This window comes from Streptococcus dysgalactiae subsp. dysgalactiae, assembly GCF_900459225.1.
Lineage (GTDB): Bacteria > Bacillota > Bacilli > Lactobacillales > Streptococcaceae > Streptococcus > Streptococcus dysgalactiae.
Map to the genome: position 1 here is coordinate 2054596 of NZ_UHFH01000003.1, position 24203 is coordinate 2078798.

Annotated in this window: 23 protein-coding genes; 3 read left to right on the forward strand and 20 right to left on the reverse strand. The window is 39.1% G+C overall.

The features are described 5' to 3' along the window. Positions 1-23: 23 nt before the first annotated feature. Positions 24-1652: an alpha,alpha-phosphotrehalase gene (gene treC, locus DYD17_RS10440; RefSeq protein WP_115253180.1), complete on the reverse strand. Its 1629-nt coding sequence runs from the start codon at positions 1650-1652 to the stop codon at positions 24-26. A gap of 66 nt (positions 1653-1718) precedes the next feature. Continuing rightward, entirely contained in the window at positions 1719-3743 is a 2025-nt protein-coding gene (gene treP / locus DYD17_RS10445; protein WP_115253181.1) for a PTS system trehalose-specific EIIBC component, read from the reverse strand. A 210-nt stretch (positions 3744-3953) separates the two neighbouring features. Here treP and treR point away from each other — a divergent pair, with 210 nt between their 5' ends. After that, positions 3954-4667, forward strand: a complete 714-nt coding sequence (treR, locus tag DYD17_RS10450) for a trehalose operon repressor (RefSeq protein WP_115253182.1) — start codon at positions 3954-3956, stop codon at positions 4665-4667. 281 nt (positions 4668-4948) lie between these two features. Here the strand turns inward: treR and DYD17_RS10460 are convergent, their stop codons facing one another. Then, positions 4949-5287, reverse strand: a complete 339-nt coding sequence (locus DYD17_RS10460) for a winged helix-turn-helix transcriptional regulator (RefSeq protein ID WP_115253183.1) — start codon at positions 5285-5287, stop codon at positions 4949-4951. 185 nt (positions 5288-5472) lie between these two features. Between DYD17_RS10460 and DYD17_RS10465 the strand changes: the two genes are divergently transcribed. Together DYD17_RS10465 and yaaA are read left to right on the forward strand one after the other, a co-directional pair. Then, a complete protein-coding gene (locus DYD17_RS10465) occupies positions 5473-6330 on the forward strand; it encodes a VOC family protein (protein WP_115253184.1) in 858 nt (285 codons plus the stop codon). A gap of 41 nt (positions 6331-6371) precedes the next feature. After that, positions 6372-7103, forward strand: a complete 732-nt coding sequence (gene yaaA, locus DYD17_RS10470; RefSeq protein WP_115253185.1) for a peroxide stress protein YaaA — start codon at positions 6372-6374, stop codon at positions 7101-7103. Positions 7104-7273: 170 nt separating this feature from the next. Here the strand turns inward: yaaA and nrdG are convergent, their stop codons facing one another. The 17 genes from nrdG to mutL form a co-directional block, all read right to left on the reverse strand. Further along, positions 7274-7888 (reverse strand): anaerobic ribonucleoside-triphosphate reductase activating protein, encoded by a 615-nt coding sequence (gene nrdG, locus DYD17_RS10475; protein WP_115253186.1) that lies wholly within the window; start codon positions 7886-7888, stop codon positions 7274-7276. Positions 7889-7891: 3 nt separating this feature from the next. Further along, complete coding sequence (locus DYD17_RS10480) at positions 7892-8395, reverse strand: GNAT family N-acetyltransferase (protein WP_115276473.1); 504 nt, start codon at positions 8393-8395, stop codon at positions 7892-7894. An 8-nt stretch (positions 8396-8403) separates the two neighbouring features. Beyond that, positions 8404-9339, reverse strand: coding sequence for a Gfo/Idh/MocA family protein (locus tag DYD17_RS10485; RefSeq protein WP_115253188.1), 936 nt, complete (start codon positions 9337-9339; stop codon positions 8404-8406). Positions 9340-9367: 28 nt separating this feature from the next. Then, positions 9368-9514 carry a hypothetical protein gene (locus tag DYD17_RS10955; protein WP_174221702.1) on the reverse strand — a complete coding sequence of 49 codons (147 nt, stop codon included), beginning with the start codon at positions 9512-9514 and terminating at the stop codon, positions 9368-9370. A gap of 184 nt (positions 9515-9698) precedes the next feature. Next, the gene (gene nrdD / locus DYD17_RS10490; protein WP_003053096.1) at positions 9699-11897 is read right to left on the reverse strand and encodes an anaerobic ribonucleoside-triphosphate reductase; all 2199 of its coding nucleotides are present in this window, start codon (positions 11895-11897) and stop codon (positions 9699-9701) included. A 96-nt stretch (positions 11898-11993) separates the two neighbouring features. Continuing rightward, positions 11994-13556 (reverse strand): glycosyltransferase family protein, encoded by a 1563-nt coding sequence (locus tag DYD17_RS10495; RefSeq protein ID WP_115253189.1) that lies wholly within the window; start codon positions 13554-13556, stop codon positions 11994-11996. Between the two features lie 345 nt (positions 13557-13901). Continuing rightward, positions 13902-14207 (reverse strand): DUF1292 domain-containing protein, encoded by a 306-nt coding sequence (locus DYD17_RS10500; RefSeq protein ID WP_003053101.1) that lies wholly within the window; start codon positions 14205-14207, stop codon positions 13902-13904. 10 nt (positions 14208-14217) lie between these two features. Next, positions 14218-14637: a Holliday junction resolvase RuvX gene (ruvX, locus tag DYD17_RS10505; RefSeq protein WP_003053103.1), complete on the reverse strand. Its 420-nt coding sequence runs from the start codon at positions 14635-14637 to the stop codon at positions 14218-14220. Beyond that, a complete protein-coding gene (locus DYD17_RS10510; RefSeq protein ID WP_003045720.1) occupies positions 14634-14903 on the reverse strand; it encodes an IreB family regulatory phosphoprotein in 270 nt (89 codons plus the stop codon). The genes ruvX and DYD17_RS10510 overlap by 4 nt, the downstream gene beginning before the upstream one ends. Positions 14904-15014: 111 nt before the next feature. Then, positions 15015-15413, reverse strand: coding sequence for a transcriptional regulator Spx (spx, locus tag DYD17_RS10515; protein WP_003053105.1), 399 nt, complete (start codon positions 15411-15413; stop codon positions 15015-15017). A gap of 297 nt (positions 15414-15710) precedes the next feature. Next, entirely contained in the window at positions 15711-16847 is a 1137-nt protein-coding gene (gene recA, locus DYD17_RS10520; RefSeq protein ID WP_115245519.1) for a recombinase RecA, read from the reverse strand. Between the two features lie 57 nt (positions 16848-16904). Continuing rightward, complete coding sequence (locus tag DYD17_RS10525; RefSeq protein WP_115253190.1) at positions 16905-18176, reverse strand: competence/damage-inducible protein A; 1272 nt, start codon at positions 18174-18176, stop codon at positions 16905-16907. A 123-nt stretch (positions 18177-18299) separates the two neighbouring features. Continuing rightward, positions 18300-18653 carry a VOC family protein gene (locus DYD17_RS10530; protein ID WP_115253191.1) on the reverse strand — a complete coding sequence of 118 codons (354 nt, stop codon included), beginning with the start codon at positions 18651-18653 and terminating at the stop codon, positions 18300-18302. A gap of 2 nt (positions 18654-18655) precedes the next feature. Beyond that, a complete protein-coding gene (locus DYD17_RS10535; RefSeq protein WP_115253192.1) occupies positions 18656-19228 on the reverse strand; it encodes a DNA-3-methyladenine glycosylase I in 573 nt (190 codons plus the stop codon). A gap of 9 nt (positions 19229-19237) precedes the next feature. Next, positions 19238-19831 carry a Holliday junction branch migration protein RuvA gene (gene ruvA / locus DYD17_RS10540; RefSeq protein WP_115253193.1) on the reverse strand — a complete coding sequence of 198 codons (594 nt, stop codon included), beginning with the start codon at positions 19829-19831 and terminating at the stop codon, positions 19238-19240. A gap of 1 nt (position 19832) precedes the next feature. Beyond that, positions 19833-21053, reverse strand: a complete 1221-nt coding sequence (locus DYD17_RS10545) for an MDR family MFS transporter (protein ID WP_115253194.1) — start codon at positions 21051-21053, stop codon at positions 19833-19835. Between the two features lie 10 nt (positions 21054-21063). Beyond that, entirely contained in the window at positions 21064-23046 is a 1983-nt protein-coding gene (gene mutL / locus DYD17_RS10550; RefSeq protein ID WP_115253272.1) for a DNA mismatch repair endonuclease MutL, read from the reverse strand. Between the last annotated feature and the right edge of the window lie 1157 nt (positions 23047-24203).

The window sequence follows — 24203 nt, forward strand, 5'->3', positions numbered from 1 at the left end:
GAGGCCTAACCCCAGGCTTTTAGTTAGTTATCAGCTAAAATAGCAAGTGTCTGATAAGGTTTCAGTATCACTTTTTCGCCAATAGAGACTTTCTCATAGTTGCTGATTAAGACCTGTCCATGTTGATAACGTGGAGGTAATTCCAGTTCGACCTCATCAGCATAAAAATGATTGAGAACAAGTAAGCACTGGTCACCTAAATGGCGTTCAAAGGCGTAGACAGCCTGACTATCTTTAAAAGCAGCCCGATAATCCCCTTCAGCAATAATAGGGAGTTCCTTCCGCAAAGCAATCAAGCGTTGGTAGAAAGGAAAAATACGTCCCTCTTTTTCTGTTTCGACATTGATGTCTCGATAAGATTTGCCAACCCCTAACCAAGGCTTACCAGTCGTAAAGCCAGCATGTTCACTAGCATCCCATTGCATTGGGGTTCTGGCATTGTCCCTTGACTTAGCCTTGATAATGGCAAAGGCTTCTTCTGCACTTTTACCTGAGACTAGTAAGCTTGAGTAAGCATTGAGACTTTCCACATCCACATAATCATCCATACTATCAAAATCTGGATCAAGCATGCCAATCTCCTCACCCATATAAATGTAAGGCGTTCCTCGTGACAAATGGATGGAAGCCGCTAACATCGTAGCCCCTTCGTTTCGGAAATGTGTTACATCAACAAAACGATTCAGGGCACGTGGTTGATCATGGTTATTGTAGAACAAGGCACTCCACCCATTGCCTTGACTCATGCCTTCACCCCAGGCATGGAATAAGTCTCGCAGCGCTGCAAAATCAAAAGCCATAATAGTCCATTTCTGACCATTCTCATAATCAACTTTTAGATGGTGGAAATTAAAAGCCATGGACAACTCTTCCCGTTCGGGAGCCGTGTATAAAAGACAGTTGTCAATAGTCGTGGCAGACATTTCCCCTACTGTCATAAACGAATCATCCTGACCAAAACTGGCTTGATTGAGATCATGAAGATAAGTGTGAGTAATAGGACGATCCGTATAAGCTGGCTTACCATCATTGACCGGACAATCCACCAGCTCTTCATCTTTCCCAATCAGGTTAATCACATCAAACCGGAACCCCTTCACTCCTTTATCTCGCCAAAAATTAACCACTTTAGCCAGTTCCTCACGAACGTGTGAGTTCCGCCAATTCAAGTCAGCCTGTGTCACATCAAACAAGTGTAAGTAGTACTTGCCTGTATCTCCAAAAGGCGCCCAAGCATTCCCACCAAATTTGGAAACCCAATCAGTCGGCTGATCTCTCAAGATAAAGAAATCCTGATAATAAGGGTCTCCTGCTAAAGCTTTTTGGAACCACTCGTGGTCTGTGGAACAGTGATTCAAAACCATATCCAACATTAACTCAATCTGATGCTCCTTAGCAGCTTTCACCAAATCTTCAAAATCAGCCATAGTCCCAAAATCAGGATTGACCGCCGTATAATCTGAAACATCATAGCCATTATCTCGTTGTGGACTAGGGTAGAAAGGGTTCAACCAAATCATATCTATCCCTAGTTCTTGTAAGTAAGGCAATTTGTCAATGATTCCTCGCAAGTCTCCCACACCATTTCCAGTAGTGTCCTTATAAGATTTTGGGTAAATTTGATAGACGACTTTCTTTTTATCAATTGTCATGAGTTTTCCTCCCTAAAATAGTTTCAGGAACTGATCTCAGTTCCTGAACGCTTTCTCTTAGTAAAACTAATTTTTCACCGCTACTGCTAACTTATCATTAACCTTAATCTGACGCGGTAAGCTAACTTCAACAGTTACCGTAAAGTCATCTTGATTAGTCACCACAAGAGGTGTTTCAGTGGCGTATCCAGCTTCAGAAATAGCTGCTATGTCAAATCGAATCAAGGTTTGTCCAGTCTTAACCTGATCACCTTGCCTCACCAAAGCTTCAAATCCTTGACCATCTAAGTTAACCGTATCCATGCCAATATGCATCAATAATTCCAAACCTTCAGCCGTCACCAAACCAATAGCGTGTTTGGTTGGGAACAAGACCGATACTTCAGCATCACAAGGCGCTACTAAAACCCCTTCTGTCGGTTGAAGAAGAACACCTTGGCCCATAGCTCCCTGTGCAAAGACAGGATCAACAGCTTCAGACAACGCTTTAACTTCACCAGTTAAAGGGCTGGTTAAAGTGATAACTGTCCCTTGCATAGTCTTATGTGGAGCAGTTGCTACAGGAGCCTCCGAAACGGGTCTCTCAAGTAGTTTAGCTTCATCTTCTGTCTTAGTCATGATATGTGATTTACGGAAAAAGAAGGTTAAAAACATCGGTACCACAATGGCTACTGCCATACAGATGAAGAATGGAATCATATACTTCACATTGATAGCCATGAAACCTGGTAAGCCACCAACACCAATAGAATTTGCCTGAACATTAAAGGTTGTTGATAAGAGCCCCGCAATACCTGAGCCAATCATTCCGGCTACAAAGGGATAAACATATTTAACATTAACCCCAAATAAGGCAGGCTCAGTTACCCCAAGGTAAGCAGAAATTGCTGCAGGAAGCGATATTTCAGTCTCACGTTCTTCATGACGATTCATTAAATAGTAAGCAAAAACGGCTGACCCTTGAGCGATATTTGAAAGAGCAATCATTGGCCACAAACCAGTTGTACGAGTTGCAGTATCAGCAATTAATTGGGTATCAATGGCATTTGTCATGTGATGTAAACCAGTAATAACTAGCGGAGCATACAAGGCACCAAAGATGGCACCGAATAGCCATTTAACAGGACCAGTCAATCCAGCTAACACAACAAAGGAAATCCCTTTACCAATAGTCCAACCGATTGGCCCCAATACCGTATGTGCTAAAATCAAAGCTGGAATCAAAGAAAGGAATGGCACAAAAATCATTGAAACCACTTCTGGAATCCGTTTACGCCAGAAAATTTCAAGATAAGCAAGGGACAGACCAGCTAAAAGGGCTGGAATAACCTGTGCCTGATACCCAATACGATTAATGGTAAAGAAACCAAAATCCCAAACCCAGTTTTTGGCAATCTCAGCAGCAGGCGTTCCTGCCACCGCATAGGCATTCAATAATTGTGGTGACACCAAACAGATACCAAGGACAATCCCTAAAATTTGAGTGGTTCCCATCTTACGCGTCACAGACCAAGTAATCCCAACTGGTAAGAAGTGGAAAATAGCTTCCCCTGGTAACCACAAGAAATGGTTAACCCCTGACCAGAAAGGAGATACCCTCACAATCGTATTCCAAACAGGATCCCCAGCTGCATCAAAAACTAATTTCCCTTTTTCGACCTGCTGCCCAAGAAATTCAAAAGGCACACTCTCCAAAATATTACGGAAACCTAAAATAAGCCCCCCAACGATAATCGCCGGAATAATAGGTGTGAAAATCTCAGCCAACATGGTCATCACCCGTTGTAAGGCATTTTGATTACTTTTAGCTGCTGATTTGGCAGCTTCTTTAGACACCCCTTCAATACCAGAAACAGCTGTAAAGTCATTATAAAAGACTGGAACCTCATTACCAATGATTACCTGAAACTGTCCAGCATTGGTAAATGTCCCTTTCACTGCAGAAATTTTTTCAATCTCTTTGACATTTGCCTTATTATTATCATTCAAAACAAAACGCATACGCGTTGCACAGTGTGTGACAGCCTTGATGTTTTCTTTACCGCCAATAGCAGTTAGAAGACTCTTAGCATCCTGTTCAAATTTTCCCATGTGACATCCCCTAGTCCTTTGTTCTAGTTGCTTTTAACAAGCAACGTCAAAATGAAATATTCAAATTCTTAGATAGAATCTGATTGACACCTTTATTGTAATCGATTGCAAATTTGTCTGCAAGTTGTTTGTGCCAAAAAAGCCATTATTTTGGTAAAATAAAAGGTGTTGTCTGTAAAAAAATAGACAAGTGGAAAGGTAATTTACCCTATGACAAAGTATGAACGTATTTATAAAGACCTCGAAACAAAAATCAACAAAGACTTTTACAAAGAAGGGGATTTTTTACCTACTGAAATAGAATTGAGTCAACAGTACCAAGCTAGCCGAGATACCGTCCGCAAGGCTCTCTCGCTTCTCACCAAGGCAGGCCTTATCCTCAAAAAACAAGGACGTGGCACCCAAGTGATTAAGCATCATCAGATCATGTTCCCCATCTCAGAACTAACTAGTTATCAGGAACTCGTCTCTTACTCAAATCTAGATTCTAAGACCAACGTCATTGCCATTGATAAACTGATTGTGGATGAGACACTTTCAAAATTGACCGGTTTTAGCAAAAACAGTTTGGTCTGGCGTGTTACGCGCCAACGCGTTGTTGAGGGTGTGGCTTCCGTCTTAGACATTGATTACCTTAGTAAAACTTTGGTGCCAATAATGACAAGGGAAATCGCAGAGCATTCTATTTATCAATACCTGGAAAAGGAACTCCATCTCACCATTGACTTTGCCCTCAAAGAGGTTACCATTGACCAAATAACCGATCATGATAAAATTTTACTTGACCTTGGATCAGACCAACATGTTGTTTCCGTCAAATCCAAAGTCTACCTTTCCAATAATAACCAATTCCAATTCACCGAGAGTCGCCATAAACTGGAAAAATTTAAATTTTTAGATTTTGCTCGGCGCAGACCAAAATAAAGACAGAAAAAAGCCTTGCAAAATGCAAGGCTTGCTTTTCTTTTTCTTGACTCTGAGTTTCCCCATCATCAACTGTGTTATTGTAAGTGTGTACTTACTTGACCTGAGCTTCTGTTTTCTCAAACAGACTTGAGACTATATTATCATATTTGAGAGGAGGCGGCAAGCTTTTTCAGGTAAAAAAATAGTTTTTTATCAAATTGTAAAGAATGTGATAATAGATATTTTTCTCATCAAATGAGAACATCGGAGATATAGCTGCTCCTTACACCCTAAAATAGCTATGCTTCCTCAAATAAAGCCACGTGCTTTTCTTGATAGCTTTGTCCCCAATCTGACATCACTTCAATAACAGGCGATAAACTCAACCCAGTTTCAGTTAAGGAATACTCGACACGAGGTGGCACTTCTGCATACACTTCCCGATGAACCAAACCGTCTGCTTCCATAGCCCTCAATTGGGCAGTGAGTACCTTTTTGCTAACAGTCCCAATAGAAGCCTTTAATTGCCCAAACCTCAAAGTCCCCTTCAACAAATCCCTTAATATTAATAATTTCCATTTATTCCCGATTACCGATAAGGTTGTTTCTACGGGACAAGCTGGTCTTTTTTTCAGCATAGACAGCAGCTCCTTTTAGTATCTTTTTGTAACTTATAAGTTATTATAAACTATTACGAGAACAGAAACACGATAGGGCTGACAAATGAGTTACTTTTTAGTGCCTATACCACTTATTTGTGCTTACTTTTCCTTTTGAAACTAATTGGTTATGATAGGTTTAATTAGTTTTTGGAGGTAATAGGATGACATACCCTTACAACTCAACTATCTCTCTAGGAACGGTTTCTCTAAATGTTACCGATCTAGCAAAGATGACAACCTTTTACACAAGTATTATCGGTTTACAGATTCTCTCACAAGACACGACATCTCGTCAATTCACTACAGACGGTAAAACCGTTATCTTAGAGTTACGACAAACACCTTTATCAGGCGATAAAGCTTATGGCCTTTATCATACAGCCTTTCTAGTTCCTGATCGTCATAGCTTAGGAATTGTTCTCAATCATTTCTTAGTCAGAGGTGTCTCTTTAGAAGGCGCAGCAGATCACGGTTATAGCGAAGCTATCTACCTCAGCGATCCTGAGAGTAATGGGATTGAAATCTATCATGATAAACCCGTTGAGCAGTGGGATACCCGTGACAATGGGCAAATTATTGGTGTAACTGAGCCAATGGATGCTCAAAGTATGTTGGATCAACTGACAGATATTTCAGAACACTTTTTACTAGCTACAGGCACACGCATTGGTCATGTCCATCTGAGTGTCAAAAATGCTCTGGCTTCTTCACTTCTCTATCAAAAGGTTTTTGATTTAGGCGATAAAATGACCATTCCTAGCGCTAGCTGGATTGCTTCAGGCAACTACCATCATCACCTTGCCTTCAATCAATGGTCTGGCCCTTACCTCAAAAAACACCAAGAAGGCACTCCAGGTCTAGGTTTCCTAACCATTCACATTGAGACGCCCCTGCTTTTTTTAGCCACTCTGAAAAAAGCTAGATTACACGGCCTAGCTATTTTACAAGAAGAGGCTTCTTCTTTCACGACAGAAGACGAGGACGGCATCCGTGTAAAAGTTATCCTTGGACAAAACTAGTTCTCTTGACAGGAAGCAACTAACTTTACTACAATAACACTATGCTAACCTTTTTAATTCCAACTGCAAAAGAAATGGTGATTCCTAAAGAATCTTATCCACACCTACTGCCTCAACCAAGCCAGGCCATTTTAAAGGCAATGGCAGCTATGACCACAGAGGACTTGGCCAAAGCCTATCGTATCAAAGAAGAGGCAGCTAAACAAGAGTATCAGCGCTGGCAAAACATAGACTCTCAACAAAGCCTCGCTTACCCTGCCTACCAGCTATTCAACGGTCTAATGTACCGCAACATCAAGCGTGATAACCTTACTGCTAGAGAACAGGCTTACCTAAATCAACAAGTCTATATCACCTCATCCTTTTACGGTATCATTCCTACTCATCATTCTATCTCAGAGCACCGCCATGATTTTCACACCAGAATAAAGATTGAAGGACAAAGCCTCAAGACTTACTGGCGTCCTTTCTATAACCAGTTTGCCCAAGAGCATTCACAAGTGATTTCACTGTTATCCAGCGAATTTGACGATGTTTTTTCAAAAAATTATAAACAATTGTGGTTAAGTCCTAAATTTATGGAAGAGAAAGAGGGGCAACTCAAGACCCATTCGACCATTTCAAAAAAAGCTCGCGGAGCCTTCCTTACAGCTTGTATGGAAAACAACTGCCAAACCATCGATAGCCTGAAAACCCTTGTCTTTTCTGGCTTTCGTTACCATTCAGAACTATCAACAGATCACGAATTTGTCTATATTAAAAAAGAGGCCTAGCCTCTTTTTTTCTTCTTATTCACAAAATGTCAACTTGTCAACAACCTGTTGATAACTATGAGGATAATGTGGGGAAAACCATCTCTAAAAGCTACTTTTCCACTAAATTAAGGTCAAAAGACCTGTTTTCATTCTTTCTTTTCAAAAATTAGTGTGGATAAGTCTTTCTATTAAAGTAAATCTTCCCGGCTAACTTGCTCAAAGGATTGCTTACCATCATTTAACTTATCCCAAATAACCACTTTTTTGACGGCTAAAGACTTTTGAACATCTATAATTCGCTGGTTAGAAGAGCCTCTAAATTGCAACATGAAGTTCTTTTTTGTGATATCAAAACGTCCATCCACCAGAATATCAATCAGTGACAGCATTTCTAGTTTATCTGGTGTCTCAAGCATTAATTCTTCCCAAGTATAACCTGTCCAAGACCAAATGTCTTTTTCTGGCAATTCACACCGAATACGCTGAATCAAAGGGATCAGAAAACTCGTATTCAAGAAAGGCTCCCCCCCTAAAAGTGTCAACCCCTGGACATAGGGCTGAGCCAAATCTGCCATGATTTGTTCTTCTAGCTCTTGGGTATACGGTACTCCAGCTTTAAACGACCAAGTTGCCGCATTGTAGCAGCCCTTACAGTGAAAGAGACAGCCAGAAACATACAGAGAGTTGCGAACCCCTTCCCCATCAACAAAATTAAACGCCTTGTAATCAATGATTCGCCCTTGACTTAATTCTTCAGCTTTCCATTCGGTAGGTTTGGGATTATTCCAACATTTTTCTTTCATGACCTATCCTTCTTGTCTTTCAATCCAATAGCGTTCTGTTCCCTCACAACTGTCTTCCAAAACCCCACCGTTAGCCATAATAACTGCTCGACTAGCAGTATTGGTTTGATGACATGTTACCAAGATTCTTTCGATATTTTTAGAAATCGCAAAGCTGATAGCTTGTTTAAGCATTTCTTTAGCATAACCTTTCCCACGTTGACTAGGACGAACAGAATAACCGATATGACCGCCTTTTTCAAGTAATATCTCATTTAAACGTAAGCGAAGATTTAAGAACCCTATAGCCTGACTTCTCTCATCAAATGCGACGTATTGAATAGCAGGCACTCCTTGACTGGCCAAACCCATTTCCTGTCGTAAGGAATCTTCCAACCATGTTTCATAGTTAAAGTCGGCGACGTTAAAATGCCATAACCCATCTGTAGCACTTTTCTGCTCTAAAAATTCGTTAATCATTGACAATACAGCATCTTTATCTTCCAAAGTCGGTCGTCTTATTTCCATATTAATTCCTACTCTTTAGGCAAATCTACCGTTAACTCTCCATAAGGAAGCTGAGAGTCAGCAATCTGTTGGCAAATCCAGTGGCTTAAAAGACTAGACTCAGGGCTGACAGGATTGACACCTGTGCTAATAGCTTCTAAAAAGGCATCGATCATTGTTTCAAAACCTCTTTTGTGCAGAGTGGTGTCCCAAGAATCAAAGCCAAGCACCCTTTTTTCAGTACCTTTATAAATAGATAACTCGTCTAAGTTCTCTAAGTGATAAGTTTCTTCAGCCCGTTGAACTTCAATTACCTCACGGCGACTCCCTGATTGTAAATTCATAGAAGCTGTAGTCGTCATGCTTTCGGTCATCAAGGTTACCATAACTTGACTCAGTAACCCTGCTTCCAGATGGTATTGAAAATGCCCTTTTAGTAAGGTGCCTTCTGTCAAGAATAATGCTGTATCTAAAGGATGGATAAAGAAATCAAAGAGTTTAAAAGTCATGTCTCCTGGGCGGTTCAAGTCATTTTTTTCAACAGTAAATTTACACTTACTTGACAATATTGACAACTCCTTGACACGAGGTGTAAAGCGCCTATTAAATCCTGCCATCAGAAAAGTCTGGTTTTCTTTGGCTAAGTTATAGAGGTTCTTTGTCAGCAGGTAATTGTCAGCTATAGGTTTATCCATAAAGACTGGAATCCCTTGATTTAAAAATAAACTAGCCAATTCCGCGTGGGCCAATGTAGCCGCATGTATAAAGACGCCATCTAAACTTGCCTTTGATAACTCCTTGACATCACTGTAAAGAATAGACTGTCCAAATAATTGGCCAACTTGCTCCCTAACGTTTCTATTTCGAGTGGACAGGTGCCAAATCACACCATCCAGTTGTCGCATATAAGGTAAATAGGCTTTCTGAGAAATAGCACCTAATCCCACAATACCAATATTAAGCATGGTTGACCTTCTTTCTTCACCATATTTCTTATTTAGTTTGTTTTTTGACTTTCTCTAAGAATTGAGCCTTGAGTTCTTGAACTCGGGATTTTTTATCTGCCTTTTTTGTAGAGTTCTTCTCATGGAAACGTTCCACTTGTTGCATTCCTTTATAATCTAATTGATATTTTCCCATTATCTCTTCCTTTCTCTTTCTTCCTCATAAGCTGTTTCTCACCTGAACTCTGGACTTATCAATCTTCGTCCAAAGGTCAGGCTCACCAGCACAGCTTATTCAACAATAAAAGATTGCTTGCATGAAGCAACCTTTTAAGCATATCATATTTCTATCAAAAGAGCTCTTACCCAGCTTAAACCTACTACAATCCTGGGTATTTGATGGTTGACCCATTCATGTGCTTCACACGCGCAGAAATTTCCTTATGACGACCATTAACCATTGGACGCGCTTGAGGATTTCCCAAATAGCCACAGGTTCGTTTGACCACGTCAACTGTTTTAGGATCATTATTACCGCAGTTTGGACAAGTAAACCCACGTTCTGTTGGTGTAAAATCACCTTCGAATTGGCACTTGTAACATTTATCAATAGGGGTATTAGTCCCCAAATAGCCCACACGATCATAAGCATAATCCCATACCGCTTCCAAGGCCTTTGGATTTTGTTGTAAAACAGGGTACTCACAGTAATGAATGAAACCACCTGAAGCGCCTGCTTCTGGGTAAGCTTTCTCAAAGTCAAGCTTTTCAAAAGGTGTAGGATTCTTACGCACGTCGTAGTGGAATGAATTGGTGTAATACTCTTTGTCTGTAATATCTGTTACAAGTCCAAATTTTTCAGTATCCAGACGGCAGAAACGATCTGTCAAACTTTCAGATGGTGTTGAATAAACCGAAAAATGATAGCCGTATTCATCTGACCACTCTTCACAAGCCTGTTTCATAGCTTTCACAATAGACAAGGTAAAGTCCTTAGCTTCTGAATCACCTTCCCACTTGCCACCATAAAAAACAGAGGCAACTTCATACAAACCAATATAACCGAGCGAAACAGTCGCACGACGGTTTTTAAAGAGGTCATCTACATTCCCTGTCTTCTCTAACCGTTTCCCAAAAGCACCATACTGATAAAGAATAGGAGCGTTGGCTGGTGTTGCTTCTTTGACACGTTCCACACGATAGACTAAAGCGTCTTTACTAATGTGCATTCTCTCATTAAAAAGCTCCCAGAACTTGTCCATATCCCCATTTGATTCCATAGCAATACGTGGTAAATTAAGGGTTACCACCCCAAGATTCATACGACCAGAAGTCACATCTTGGCCATGCTCATCCTTCCAACCTTGGAGAAAAGAACGGCACCCCATTGGTGACTTAAAAGATCCCGTCAAATCAATGATTTTATCATAGGATAGCATATCTGGATACATTCGCTTAGTGGCACATTCCAAGGCTAAGGTTTTAATATCATAGTTTGGTGAGTCAGGCTCTAAATTCAAGCCACGTTTCACCGTAAAAATTAATTTGGGGAAGATGGCTGTGCGATGCTCACTCCCAAGGCCATTAATTCGAATGGTCAAAATAGCTTTCTGAATTTCACGTTCAAACCATGATTTTCCTAGACCAAATCCTAATGATGTAAAAGGGGTCTGACCGTTAGAAGTAAAGAGCGTATTAATCTCATACTCCAAGGACTGCATAGCATCGTAAATATCTTTTTGCGTCTTCTCGAAGGCATAATTTTCACGTTTATCTTCGATAACCCATTTTTCTGCATCTGCTAAATGTTTTTTGAAATTAAGCTCCGCATATGGCGCTAAAAACTCATCAATTCGGTCTGCCGTACAGCCACCATACTGGCTAGATGCTACATTAGCGATAATCTGTGAGATTTGAGCTGTCGCCGTCTGAATGGATTTAGGACTTTCAACCTCAGCATTCCCGATTTTAAAACCATTGGCTAACATGCCCTTAAAGTCGATCAAACAACAGTTTGTCATTGGAGTGTAAGGACTATAATCCAAGTCATGGTAGTGAATATCACCTTTTTGATGGGCATTTGCAACATGAGGAGGCAACATTTTTAACCCGATGGATTTACCAACAATTCCAGCAGTCAAATCCCGTTGCGTATTAAAGACATCACTGTCTTTGTTAGCGTTTTCGTTAACAACCGTTTGATCTTTATTGATTAGTTTATCAATCGAAAAATTAATATCCGTTGCTTGAGAACGCGCAAAATCACGCTGTGTCCGGTAATTAATATACTCCTTGGCAATGGCATACTCATTAGCAGCTAGGAGTTCATGCTCTACAATATTTTGAATTTCATAAATCTTAATATTGGTCGGAAAGCGCTCATTGATTTCAGCAATTACCCGTTCAGAGATAGCTTCCAACTTAGCTTCAATAAGTGGTGACATTCGAGTGACCTTCATACTAGCCTTTAGCAAGGCACTATATATTTTAGTCGTATCAAAATTAACAAGGCGGCCATCTCGTTTAATCACTTTAATCTCAGGTTGGATAAGAACCTTATCTTCTTCTAGTGTTATCATGTCGAATCTCCTTATGGATTATTATATCATGACCAACAAAAAAATCAATATATTGTGTCAAGTTTTTTGCTTAAACACAAGATATTGATTTTAATCTTATTTTTTACGATAGAGGGTAAAGCCTTTCACATCAATCTTTTGATCGATTTTATAATTAGAAGATAACATGTTACGAATGATTGTTGGCAATTTCATTTTTTGATTAACCACAATATAAACTGCTTTATTTTCCAGCAATTCATCTTCTAGAATTTTTTGATGACTGATCTTCTTCGTGTTGACGTTTGGTGAACTAAATTGTGACACTGATTTAGCCTTACTCTCTAGATAGATTTTAGAGGTATTATCCCAGACATAGATAGGTTGATGACCATCTAATTGTTTTTGCAAGTAGCTAGCGATATGAGAACGTTCCTGGTTAGTAGCCATACTAGTAATGGTATGGTAAGAAGGATAAGCTATCGCCGCTAGCATCAACACAAACGGCAAATAGAAGTGTTTCTTAAGGTATAGTGAAAGAACACGTCCCATCCCAGTTCTATTACCACGACGTCGACGATGACTGCGTTGACCTAAATCTAACTCATACCATTGCCCAATTGGTATAGCTGTTAGTATCAAACCAAATGGTAAAACCGCTAAAAGATGGTAAGGCTGGTAATCCTGAGACAAGGCTGCCACAATAAGATTTCCCAAAATAACGAAAGTAAATAGCCATTTAATCACCACGTCCGAAGATGTTTTAAGTTGTTTGATAAAACTAAAGACGCCAGTTAATAAACCTAGCCCTAGAGCAAGAAGAATCTGAATGCCTACACCAAGTGGCAGAGAGAGATCGCCTACTCTAAAAAAAGTAAATTGATAAGCCACAGCTTGAGCTAAGTAGGGATTTAATATTTGCAAGTTCAAAATAAAATAACCTGCCGTGTAAAAAACCAAAATCATTCCCCAGATAGAAGCTAATAATTGGTAAAATCCTCTTGCAAGATGTTTTTGATGGATATTGTAAACAAGCACTGTGACACAAGCGAGAACCCAAAAAATCAATGTTCTAGGTTCAATTAGCATGGAAAGAGCTCCCATAAACCCAAACAGAATAAAGGCCTCATCCTTTATCAAGTCCGCAAAGTACTTGGTTAAAAACCAGGCAGAAACCAAAACAAAGGGCATCGCTAACTGAATAGGGTAGAGTCCCCCAAAGCCAAGACCTAACGATAAGAAGTAATAACCGATTGAAAAAGCCAAGGCAACCTTTTGAAAACTAGTAAAATAATTAATAAGCTTGTAAAGATAGAGTCCCGACAAATAGAAACAAAAAGCCTGAACAAAAACCAACCAAAGGGTTGTCCCTAGATAATAGCTGAGCGCAATAACTACAAAGTATAACAAACCACCAGTTGTAAAGACGTCACTATATGGGATTTGCCCTTTTGTCAACATCATCCCAATGTATAAATTTTGAGACTGAAGACTGTCAGCAGCATCAGTGAAAAACGGAACTGCAATTGTCAGTGCACTAAGGATAAGACTAAAAAATAGCAAATAAGATTTATGAAGCGTTGGAACCTTAGTCTCATATTTTGTTGTATGAATAGTTGGACCATCATTGGCCAATTGTATCGTTTCTTTTCGAATTAATTCGTCGTTTAACTGAGTCACTGTTTTTCTCCTTGAACTGTCATATTCTCCAACGGTTAACTAGAAGTCTGTCCGGGTAAAACAAGTCTATCCATTTCTCTCACTATTCTTCATCATCGTTAAAAAATATCATAAATATCATAAAACAAGTATAACAGAATCTCTTATTTAGTCAATTTCTGACAAAGCATGGCATAGTGCTGTAACTCCCTAAACCTGTGTAATGATTTGGCTTGATAAGCTTTCAAAAACGCAGCATCTCTCTGGTTAAGTTTCTTACCCATGCTCACCTCCTCATCTACCTATTCGAAAAAAAGCAAAAAAAAATAGCCCTATGGCTACTTTTTCGTTATTGTTTAATAAGTTTTAGTCTTCATCTAAAAAACTATTGAACACTTCTTCAATCATGTCCCATTCAGCATCTGAATCTTCAGGAATTGGTTGTAAATCACCTTCTGTCCCGTCTTCATTTTCTGTGAATGAGTAGGCTTGAATTTCAACTTCACCAGATTCATCTTCTTCAGAACCAGCTGGCACCAAAAGAACATAGTTTTTACCAAATTCTTCGCGGCCATCAATGGTTAACAAAATTTCAAATAACGTTTCATTCCCTTGTTCATCCACAAGTGTGATGAGTTCGTGCTCGTTATCATGTTCATGATTATGTGCCATTTTTATCTCCTTAATAATTGCGATCTAGATAATTTTGTAGGATTAGCTGAGCTGCTAATTTATCAATAACTTTCTTACGTTTTCCACGGCTAACATCAGCCTGTTCAATCAGCATACGTTCAGCTTCAACAGTTGTCAATCGCTCATCTTGATAATGAACGGGAAGGCTAAAGAGACTTTCTATTTTTTCTCCGTAAGCTTTACTGGCTTCCACACGTGGGCCGCTAGTATTGTTCATATTTTTTGGCAAACCCACAACAAACTGATCAACTTGGTATTGCTTGACAAGCTCACCTAGACGTTCAAAGCCAAATTCTTCTTTTTCTTCATCAATTTTGATAATTTCAAGGCCTTGAGCCGTAAAACCAAGAGGGTCACTAATGGCTACACCAACAGTCTTCGAGCCGACATCGAGTCCCATTATTCTCATTTAACGTCAATCCCATTTCCTTGCAAATAATAGCGGACAAGCTCTTCTACAATCTCATCACGCTCATATTTACGAATTTGATTTCGAGCATCATTGTAACGAGGAACATAAGCTGGGTCCCCACTTAAGACATAACCTACAATTTGATTAATTGGATTATAGCCTTTTTCATCCAGTGAATGATAGACGGCAGTCAATGTTTCACTAATCTCCTTTTTGTCGCCATCATCCAATTTAAAGCGGACGGTTTCATCTGTAAATCCCATACTTACACCTTCTTTCTAAAATTAAGTGCTATGCTTTATTATAACTCATTTTTTAATAATAAACAAGAATTTCAAGTCAAGAAGGTACGAAAAAAAGCTCCAGAAGAGCTTTTAAAGTGCTGCACGTAAACGTGCTTCAGTATTTTCAATATTACGAATAGAGCGTGGAAGGAAAGCGCGAATATCATCTTCCTTATAACCCACTTGAAGGCGTTTGTCATCAATTAGAATCGGACTTTTAAGAATACGAGGGTTATCCTGAATCAAATCAATCACTTCACTAACACTTAGCTCTTCAATATCACAATTAAGTGCCTTGGCATATCGATTCTTAGATGAAACGATACTTTCCACACCATTCTCAGTTTTTGATAAGATGGCTAAAATTTCTTCTTTTGTTAGTGGTTCTTTTCCCAAATTCTGTTCTTTATAAGGGAGCTTGTGGGCATTTAACCAAGTTTTTGCCTTTTTACAGCTCGTACAACTTGAAATCGTATAAATTTTAATCATGTTGTTAACTCACTTTCTATTTCGTGATAACCATATTGTAGCACAGTTTTTAGTTCATCAATATAGGTCTTCGGACCTATTTTTTAATTTTAAAGATATTATTTGGGTAAAATAAGGTTTTTGACCTGCCTTTCTTGAATTGTCAGTTATTTTAATCTTTTGTTTGTTATCGTTATCCTAAGTCCTGCTCTTTCCACATTGTTTTGAAATGATGATTTCCATTCACTCATACACCTATCAACAATAGTTCTACTATTCGTTAACAATGCATTTTAAAAAGCCCCAAGGGGCTCTTGTTTAATCTTCAATTTCAATCCCGTTATCTAAATCTAAAACAAGATCATCGGTTTCTTCTGTCGCCATTACCATAGCAGATTCTTCTTCGCTTTCTTCAAGCAAACCAAATTTAACACGTACTTTACGATCAATCTCATCAAATAATTCTGGATGATCCGCCAAATAACGCTTAGCATTTTCAGAACCTTGACCAATTTTCTCACCATTATAAGAGAACCAAGCACCTGCTTTTTGGATAATGTCCAAATCAGAAGCAATTTTCACAAGCTCTCCAGTACGGGAAATGCCTTCTCCATACATGATTTCAACCTCTGCCACTTTAAACGGAGGAGCTACCTTGTTTTTAACAACTTTGATTTTTGTTTCTTTACCAATACTACTGTCTTTTTGGTCACCAGTTCCTTTAATTTGAGTGGTTCCACGCACATCTAAACGAACAGAAGCATAGAATTTCAAGGCACGACCACCCGGTGTTGTTTCAGGATTTCCAAACATCACACCAACTTTTTCACGCAATTGGTTAATAAAGATAGCGATAGTTTTTGTTTTGTTAATAGAAGCCGATAGCTTACGCATCGCCTGACTCATCATACGTGCTTGCAATCCGACATGGCTATCGCCAATATCACCATCAATTTCAGCACGTGGCACTAAAGCTGCTACTGAATCGACAACAACCAAGTCAACCGCACCAGAATCAATCAACTTACCTGCAATTTCAAGTCCTTGTTCTCCAGAATCTGGTTGAGACAAAAGGAGTTCATCAATATTAACCCCAAGCGCAGCAGCGTAAGCTGGATCAAGCGCATGCTCGGCATCGATAAAGGCTGCGATTCCACCTTCTTTTTGAGCTTGTGCCACAGCATGTAAAGCCACAGTTGTTTTACCGGAAGATTCTGGACCATAGATCTCAATGATACGTCCTTTAGGATAACCACCCGCTCCAAGCGCAATATCAAGAGCTAGGCTTCCTGAACTCATAACCTGAACTTTTTGCTCTGCACGTTCTCCCAAGCGCATCACTGCACCCTTACCAAAATCTTTTTCAATATTTTTTAGGGCATCATCAAGTGCCTTACGACGCTCGTCACCAAATTTTTTAGTGATTTCTTCGTTTTTTTTCAATTTTTTTGCCAATATCTTCTCCTCTATGATTAGGGTTAACTGCTCAATCCCTAAAATAAACTGCTATTATTATAGCAAATTTTCAGGTTTTAATAAAGTTTTACGGACCATATTAAAAGCATGTAAAGTCGCAATATGACGCACATCTGAACGGCTCCGTCTCCCGATTAAAACCTTCATTGATTCTACCTTATTTTGAGTGGCAAGACCAATGAAAACTGTACCTGCAGGCTGGTCCTCCAACATATCTGGTCCGGCAACACCTGTTAAACTTACCCCAATATCAGCACCAGTCAATAATCTTGCTTGCTCCGCCATCTTCTCAGCCGTATAAGCACTAACAACTCCATACGATGTCAAATCCTCTAGAGGAATGCCTAGCATTTTCGCTTTTTCTTCCATGCTATAAGTCACAAAGCCTCCATTGAATACTTGAGAAGCTCCTGGAAAACTCGCCAAAGTTGACTGAAATAATCCCGCGGTTAGACTTTCTGCTGCTGTAATTGTCTTATCATATTTTACTAAGAGCTCAAATACCTCACGCGCTAAGGAATTATCCTCTCTATAGCCATAAAGAAAATCTGATAACGACTGGTTGTCAGGAGTTTTTCGCGACAATAGCTGCGCTTCTAGTTGATCTAATTTCGTATCTGCTAATGTTTGATTTTCAGCTTTCGTTGATAAACGAAGGGTCACTTCACCAGTTTTGGCATAAGGTGCAATGGTAGGGTCAGTTTGATTCTCAATAAGGTCTGATAAGACCGTCACCAGCTGACTCTCACCAATCCCAAAAAATCGTAAGACTCTCGAGTAAAGTTTGCGAGATTGTGTGGACAAAAGAGGAAGCAGTTCCTCATTAACCATAGGTTTTAATTCACTTGGCGGCCCTGGTAAAACAACATAAGTCACCTTATTAACAGTGATTAAGCCCCCCACTGCGAGTCCTGTTCTATTTTGCAGAGGGCTTGAACCAGCAATGATTTGAGCCTGCTTAGCATTATTTGCCGTTCGAGACGACTCTTTACGACTGGCATAAAAATCGTCTAATTTTTGACTAGCTTGTTCTTCAAAGACCAAATCTCTATTAAGGTATTTTGCTAAAGTCTGCTTGGTTAAATCATCTTCCGTGGGGCCAAGACCACCACATAAAATGACCAAATCACTCCGCTGACTAGCAGTTGCAATCACTGAAAGTAAACGCTCCTCGTTGTCCCCAACAGCCGTTTGAAAATAGACATCAATACCTAGCTCTGCCATTTTTTCCGACAGAAATTGAGCATTAGTATTCACAATTTGACCAGTCAAAATTTCGGTACCTACTGCAATCAGTTCAGCTTTCATTTCCCCACCTACTTATCTATTCGTAATCTAATTTCATTTTATCAAAAAATCTCCCAATTCACGACGAATTAGGAGATGGTATCGTTACTTGTTTTCTATTCTGTTGAGAGTGATGTAGAAAATCTAGTCTTCACTAAATTGGTAGAAATCAAGCATCACACCCTCTGGTCCTTCCACCCAGACCGAGTAGGTTCCCCATGCCGTCTTGACTGGACCATTATTAATAGTAAAACCTGAGGATTTTAAGCGTTCAACTTCCTTGTCAACACAGTCAACTTCAATATGAAGAATGATACCTCCGTGAAGTGACGTAATGGGTTTGAGGGGGTTATCTGATACCATTAAACAATGACTACCTAAAGTGAACTGTGCAAAATGCTCATCTGCACAATCCACAGCTAAGTTAAGCAGTGATGCCAAAGCTTGGGTAGCCTTTGGAACATCTGAAACAATAAGATCCGTTTGGTTAAGATTCATCACTATCTCCTTTTAGTTGTTATTAACTTAAAAGCACACGTTTCTTCATGGTCATTTACCAGACCCGATGCTTGCATAAAAGAATAAACCGTTGTAGGTCCTAAAAATCTAAATCCTCTTTTCTTTAAATCCTTAGCTAAGCGAACAGATAAATCTGTCTGAGCAGGAACAGGGTGCTCTTGATTGACAAGGTTGTCAATTGGCTTTCCCCCAACAAAATCCCAGAGATAAGTGGTAAAACTACCAAATTCTTCTTGAATTTTCTGTACTGCGATAGCATTGTTGACAGTTGCTGCTAACTTTAGCTTGTGGCGGATAATGGATGGATTCTGTAATGCATCAGCCATCTCCTCATCGGTAAAGGCTGCCACAGCCGAAATGTCATAATCATGAAAAACAGTTCTGAAAGTTTGGCGTTTTTTCAAAACCGTCAGCCAGGATAACCCGGACTGGTAACTTTCAAGGCACAGCAATTCAAAAAAATCTCTATCATCATCCAGGGGTTGACCCCATTCTAAATCGTGGTAATCACAGTAAAGCTGGTTATCCTTAGGAACCCATGAGCAACGTTTCATGTGAAACACCTACCCTTTCATTAACAGTTTCAATGCTGATTTGATGTATTGCTCTGCCGTCTCAGAGGTCCCCTCAAAGAAGGCACGAATTTTTTTCAGTTCTGTTGCTTTATAACCTAGGGCAAGAAGGGCTTCAATAGCCTCATCCAACTCGTCATTGTTTGAGGAGGTAGGTGGTTGTGCTTTACTAGTCTCTTGTGGAACCTCCACAAATTTTCCGGCTAAGTCAAGAACCATCTGTTGTGCCGTTTTTTTTCCGATTTTAGGAAATTTAGTCAGGTATTTGATGTCACTGGTATCAATGGCGTTAACAAGACCCCGATTATCATCAACTGCCACAATAGCGAGAGCTGTTGTCGGACCAATGCCTGATACAGAAATTAATTTCAGAAAAACATCTTTTTCGTCTTCCGTATGGAACCCAAACAACAAGTGAGCGTCCTCACGAATCACTTGATGCAGGTAAATAGTTACCAGTTGGTTGACACTATCTGTAAAGCTATAAGGATTGGCTACATTGATAATATAGCCCAGTCCATTGGTTTCAACGACAATGTATTTTGCCGTAATTTTGGTCAATTGACCTTTAATATAATCGTACATATTACACCTTTTTCATTTTTGCAGAAACAACCGTAAAATAAACTCCTAGCAAAGCAATGACTACAAATAAACATTGCACGCCTAAAGGACCTGTAAAATGGCTGACAGATACTAGTAGGCTAGCTAAAATAGCTCCTAGGGGGTGTGCCATTGACACAAAGCCTGTGTAAGAGCCTATTTTGGAATGATCCATCATATTAGCGCGTAAGACTTGACTAGCAGGGACGTTTATCATTTCCCCAAAAGTTAGCAAAACAACTGATAGCCAGATAGCATAGAGCTGCGTAAAGGTAAATGCCAAGAGCATACCTAGAGTAAATACTAAAGAACCAATCACAAGTTGAGGCAATAGTTTCCATTTTTCAGTTAATTTATTCACTATTGTCATGAAAAGAACAATCAACAATGTATTGGTAAAAACCATTAATGACAACATTTTAGAACTAGTTACCTGGAAACCTAACACGGTAGTTGGCTGAAAATACAGTTTCAAATGTACTGGCACATAGTTATCCATTTGCATCCAGATACTACCAGAAAAGATGGCACCTAAGGTAAACAAGACAAAGGCACGATCATGAAACACCTGACGATAGTTCTGAAAACTATCCAGCAAGCCTTTACCATGGTCAAAAGCGTGTGTCTCTGGTCTGGTCTCATCAAAATAATAATAAGCAACGCCAAAACAAAGTACATTGACGAGTAATAAGGCAACTAACAAGGCTAAAAAATGGTGGTCATAAAAAAGCCCAGATAGCCCTGCACCAAACATGACGGCAATATTGATAAACCAATAATTGATGGTGTAAACAAATCGACGATTACTCTCATCAGTCAAATCAATCAACATGGCTTCATAGGCAGGACCATAAAAACTAGAAGCAATCTCTACCAATAAAATACCAGCAAATGTTAACCAAGGAATAGCTGCATTAGGCAAATTAGCTAAAATAGTCAGAAACCAGCCTAGTGTTGTTCCTACTGATCCAATCATAATGACTTTTTTGCGACCAAGAGCATCTGACAGATGCCCACCATATAAAGTTCCAACAAATCCCATCAAACTGGTAATCATCATTAAAAGGCCTGTCCAAAAAGTACCAAAGTAAGTCGTATAATACATGGCCATAAAGGGAAAGATACTACTGCCTAAGGTAATGGTCACAAAGCGTACCAGTTGCCTCAGCTGAATCTGCTTGGGAAGGTTTAAAAACTCTTGCATCTCATCCTCTCTAATATTTTCCTAGTTCTCGCAGGCTAGTATGATTTTCTTGGATACGACGGAACATTTTTTCCATATCTGCTTTACTGAAATTAATCAACACGGGTCTACCATGAGGGCAGTTATAAGGATTTTGACATTGCGCCAATTGCAGCAGCAGATTTCTTGCTGAATAATCATCCAAGCTATGATTTGCCTTGATAGATCGTTTACAACTCATCATAATAGCTAACTCTGCTCGGTAAGTTTTGATAGATACCTCATTGGTTAGAAGTAACATGTCACACATTTCATAGACACCAGATGCAATCTCTTCTTCTTTCATCCAGATAGGATGCTCCCTCAAGATGAAAGTATTGTGCCCATACACTTCCAGAAAGATGCCAACTTCATTTAAGAGTGCCATTTTCTCCTGTAAATTAATGAAATCCGAGCCGGAAAACTCAAACAAATAGGGCACCAACAATTGCTGTAAACTACTGTCAACTTCACCTATCTTATCACGATAATATTCGTATTTAACCCGCTCTTGGGCAGCGTGTTGGTCAATGATAAATAAACCATCTTTTCCCTGAGCAAAGAGATAAGTGCCGTGCATCTGACCAAAATAATCCAATTCAGGAAATACCGATCGCTCTTCATTTTCCAAACGGGTTAGCATTTGAGATAATTTCTGTTTGTTTTTCAAATCAAATCCAGGGTGATCAGCATCAGTTACCTCATCCTGTGATCGACTAGCACGTTTTACTGAGGAAAATCTTGTATTCTCTCCTAAATCAGGAAACTGCTCCGTTCTTTGATCCTTTACAGTCTTGTCAATCTCTGTATCATGAAAATTACTCTCAGGCAGTTTTTCAGAAACGTCTGATTCTTTGACAAAAAAATCATTCTTTTGAGGATCATAATAAAGCCCTTTAGATTGTAATGGAAGTTGTGTTTGCTCTGGTTTAGAAAAGTGTCGTGTGCTTGATTTAGCTAAGTTCTCCAGAGCATCTGGAATCAAATCTTGCTCCTTAAGACTTTCAGAAATCGCCGTACTAATTAAAGCCATCAACTCACGCTCTTTTGAAATACGGACCTCTTGCTTAGTAGGGTGAACATTGACATCGGCCAAATAGGGGTCAATCTGAATATCAATCACAACAATTGGGAAACGTCCAACCATCAACTTAGAGCCATAACCATCTAAAATAGCCCGATTGAGCAAGAAATTTTTAATGTAGCGTCCATTGATTAAAATGGTCATATAATTGCGGTTAGCGCGTGTCAACTCTGGTAAACTGACATAGCCAGACACTTCAAAGTCCAAATCAGCACTGGAAATAGGAATCATTTTCTTCGCAGTATTCAAGCCATAAATGCCCGCAATAGCCTGCCGAAGATCTCCCGTCCCTGACGTCTGAGTTAATTGACGGCCATCACTAATCAGGGTGAAAGCAATTTCTGGATGAGCCAAACTCAAACGATTAACCACATCAACAATATGAGCTAACTCTGCCTGTAAACTTTTCATGTATTTGAGGCGAGCAGGTGTATTATAAAAAAGGTTTTCAACCTTAATCTTGGTACCTACAGGCGTCGAGGTTTCCTCAAGCGTTTCAATCTCTCCACCAGTTGCAATTAGTAGAGAGCCATAAGCAGCTTCCTTAGTAGCTGTTTTTATCGTAATTTTGCTGATAGAAGCAACCGATGGTAAAGCTTCTCCCCTAAAACCAAGCGTTCTAATTCGAAAGAGATCACTCTGATTTTTGATTTTACTGGTCGCATGTCGCCGCAAGCTCAAAGGGAGATCTTCAGATGACATCCCTTCACCATTGTCCGTAATCTGTATCTTTTTGAGACCAGACTCTTCAATATCAATGGTGACTTGGCTACTCTTAGCATCGATAGCATTCTCAACCAATTCCTTGACAACACTCGCTGGCCTTTCTACAACTTCACCAGCTGCAATTTGGTTGGCGAGAACTTCTGGTAATTCAATAATTTTTGATATCATTATTTTTAACTCTTTCTAATGTTGATATAACAACTCTTATGGTCAATCGACTTCTGATCAAATGCTCATTCATTAACTCACAAGTTATACATGGTATTTTCATAGTAGGAAACATTCTCTTTTTCTTTGACCCCGGCACATCCTAAAGTAATACTGGAGTTTTTTGCAGCGAAACACCAGTTTTCACAAAGAAACTAGTGTAGGTATAGGCAAAATCTTTAAGAGTAACATGTAGACTACTTAGCTCTTTCCTATACTCTCTTATTTAGAGGGTTTCTCTAACAGAAATCTCAAAAGAGTTTCTGGTAAGCATCCTAAGCACTACTTTTGGCACACCTATCAGTCTCAGTGAATACTTGTCACTATCTTTTTGTGATAGGTTTAGTTTTTATTAACCATTGATTGCTTCTGACCGATTTATTTCCTTCCTCTATCTTAGCGGTAATCAAAACCGTCAACCTTTTATAATAAATTTTACTAATAACTATTGTACCATTTTTTAAGTTAATATCTCCCCATTCTAACGTATAGAGTTCTCTTATCGTTATATCCATAGATAGTAAACACTGATAAAAAACCATCGCAAAACATAAGCGATCTCACTTAGCTTACATCTTTTTTCTATATTCTGAAATAAGTCAAGAATGTCAGTTGGCAATTAAAAGACAATTATCAGTCACTACGGGTCTAAAATCGCTTGAATTTAAGATTTAACGACCTTTATCAATATGGTGTAGATGTTTCTTCCTAATCAACAAACAACTTGACGTAAAGCATAGCTACCTTCTAAAAGAGCCGTTCATCATCAAATATATGAACAAGAAGCACTCTAAAAATACTATTAGATCCTTAAGAAAAAGCCTTAATAAGCGCCTATAGAAGCACTTACTAGAAACTAAAATTGATGTTACATTACCTCAAAAAGACTTTAGTTAAATGGGTAAAACTGTCCAGGTTCTTAGAAAAATAGAACTCTCGGAGTGTAGTCATATAAAAATCCAAGAATTTAAACTTTTGAATGTTTATGATTACTTTCATGAATCAAACTAAATTATTGCAAGAATATTAATTCACAGAAACTAAGGATTTTATGTGAAAATTACGTTTTCTAAACAGTTTTCTCTTAATATAATGCAAATAAAAACTAATATTCT

Bases quoted from the DNA above. Each gene is read 5' to 3' on its own strand.
- treC (WP_115253180.1), bottom strand. From the start codon at position 1,652: ATGACAATTGATAAAAAGAAAGTCGTCTATCAAATTTACCCAAAATCT.
- treP (WP_115253181.1), bottom strand. From the start codon at position 3,743: ATGGGAAAATTTGAACAGGATGCTAAGAGTCTTCTAACTGCTATTGGC.
- treR (WP_115253182.1), top strand. From the start codon at position 3,954: ATGACAAAGTATGAACGTATTTATAAAGACCTCGAAACAAAAATCAAC.
- DYD17_RS10460 (WP_115253183.1), bottom strand. From the start codon at position 5,287: ATGCTGAAAAAAAGACCAGCTTGTCCCGTAGAAACAACCTTATCGGTA.
- DYD17_RS10465 (WP_115253184.1), top strand. From the start codon at position 5,473: ATGACATACCCTTACAACTCAACTATCTCTCTAGGAACGGTTTCTCTA.
- yaaA (WP_115253185.1), top strand. From the start codon at position 6,372: ATGCTAACCTTTTTAATTCCAACTGCAAAAGAAATGGTGATTCCTAAA.
- nrdG (WP_115253186.1), bottom strand. From the start codon at position 7,888: ATGAAAGAAAAATGTTGGAATAATCCCAAACCTACCGAATGGAAAGCT.
- DYD17_RS10480 (WP_115276473.1), bottom strand. From the start codon at position 8,395: ATGGAAATAAGACGACCGACTTTGGAAGATAAAGATGCTGTATTGTCA.
- DYD17_RS10485 (WP_115253188.1), bottom strand. From the start codon at position 9,339: ATGCTTAATATTGGTATTGTGGGATTAGGTGCTATTTCTCAGAAAGCC.
- DYD17_RS10955 (WP_174221702.1), bottom strand. From the start codon at position 9,514: ATGGGAAAATATCAATTAGATTATAAAGGAATGCAACAAGTGGAACGT.
- nrdD (WP_003053096.1), bottom strand. From the start codon at position 11,897: ATGATAACACTAGAAGAAGATAAGGTTCTTATCCAACCTGAGATTAAA.
- DYD17_RS10500 (WP_003053101.1), bottom strand. From the start codon at position 14,207: ATGGCACATAATCATGAACATGATAACGAGCACGAACTCATCACACTT.
- ruvX (WP_003053103.1), bottom strand. From the start codon at position 14,637: ATGAGAATAATGGGACTCGATGTCGGCTCGAAGACTGTTGGTGTAGCC.
- DYD17_RS10510 (WP_003045720.1), bottom strand. From the start codon at position 14,903: ATGGGATTTACAGATGAAACCGTCCGCTTTAAATTGGATGATGGCGAC.
- spx (WP_003053105.1), bottom strand. From the start codon at position 15,413: ATGATTAAAATTTATACGATTTCAAGTTGTACGAGCTGTAAAAAGGCA.
- DYD17_RS10525 (WP_115253190.1), bottom strand. From the start codon at position 18,176: ATGAAAGCTGAACTGATTGCAGTAGGTACCGAAATTTTGACTGGTCAA.
- DYD17_RS10530 (WP_115253191.1), bottom strand. From the start codon at position 18,653: ATGAATCTTAACCAAACGGATCTTATTGTTTCAGATGTTCCAAAGGCT.
- DYD17_RS10535 (WP_115253192.1), bottom strand. From the start codon at position 19,228: ATGAAACGTTGCTCATGGGTTCCTAAGGATAACCAGCTTTACTGTGAT.
- ruvA (WP_115253193.1), bottom strand. From the start codon at position 19,831: ATGTACGATTATATTAAAGGTCAATTGACCAAAATTACGGCAAAATAC.
- DYD17_RS10545 (WP_115253194.1), bottom strand. From the start codon at position 21,053: ATGCAAGAGTTTTTAAACCTTCCCAAGCAGATTCAGCTGAGGCAACTG.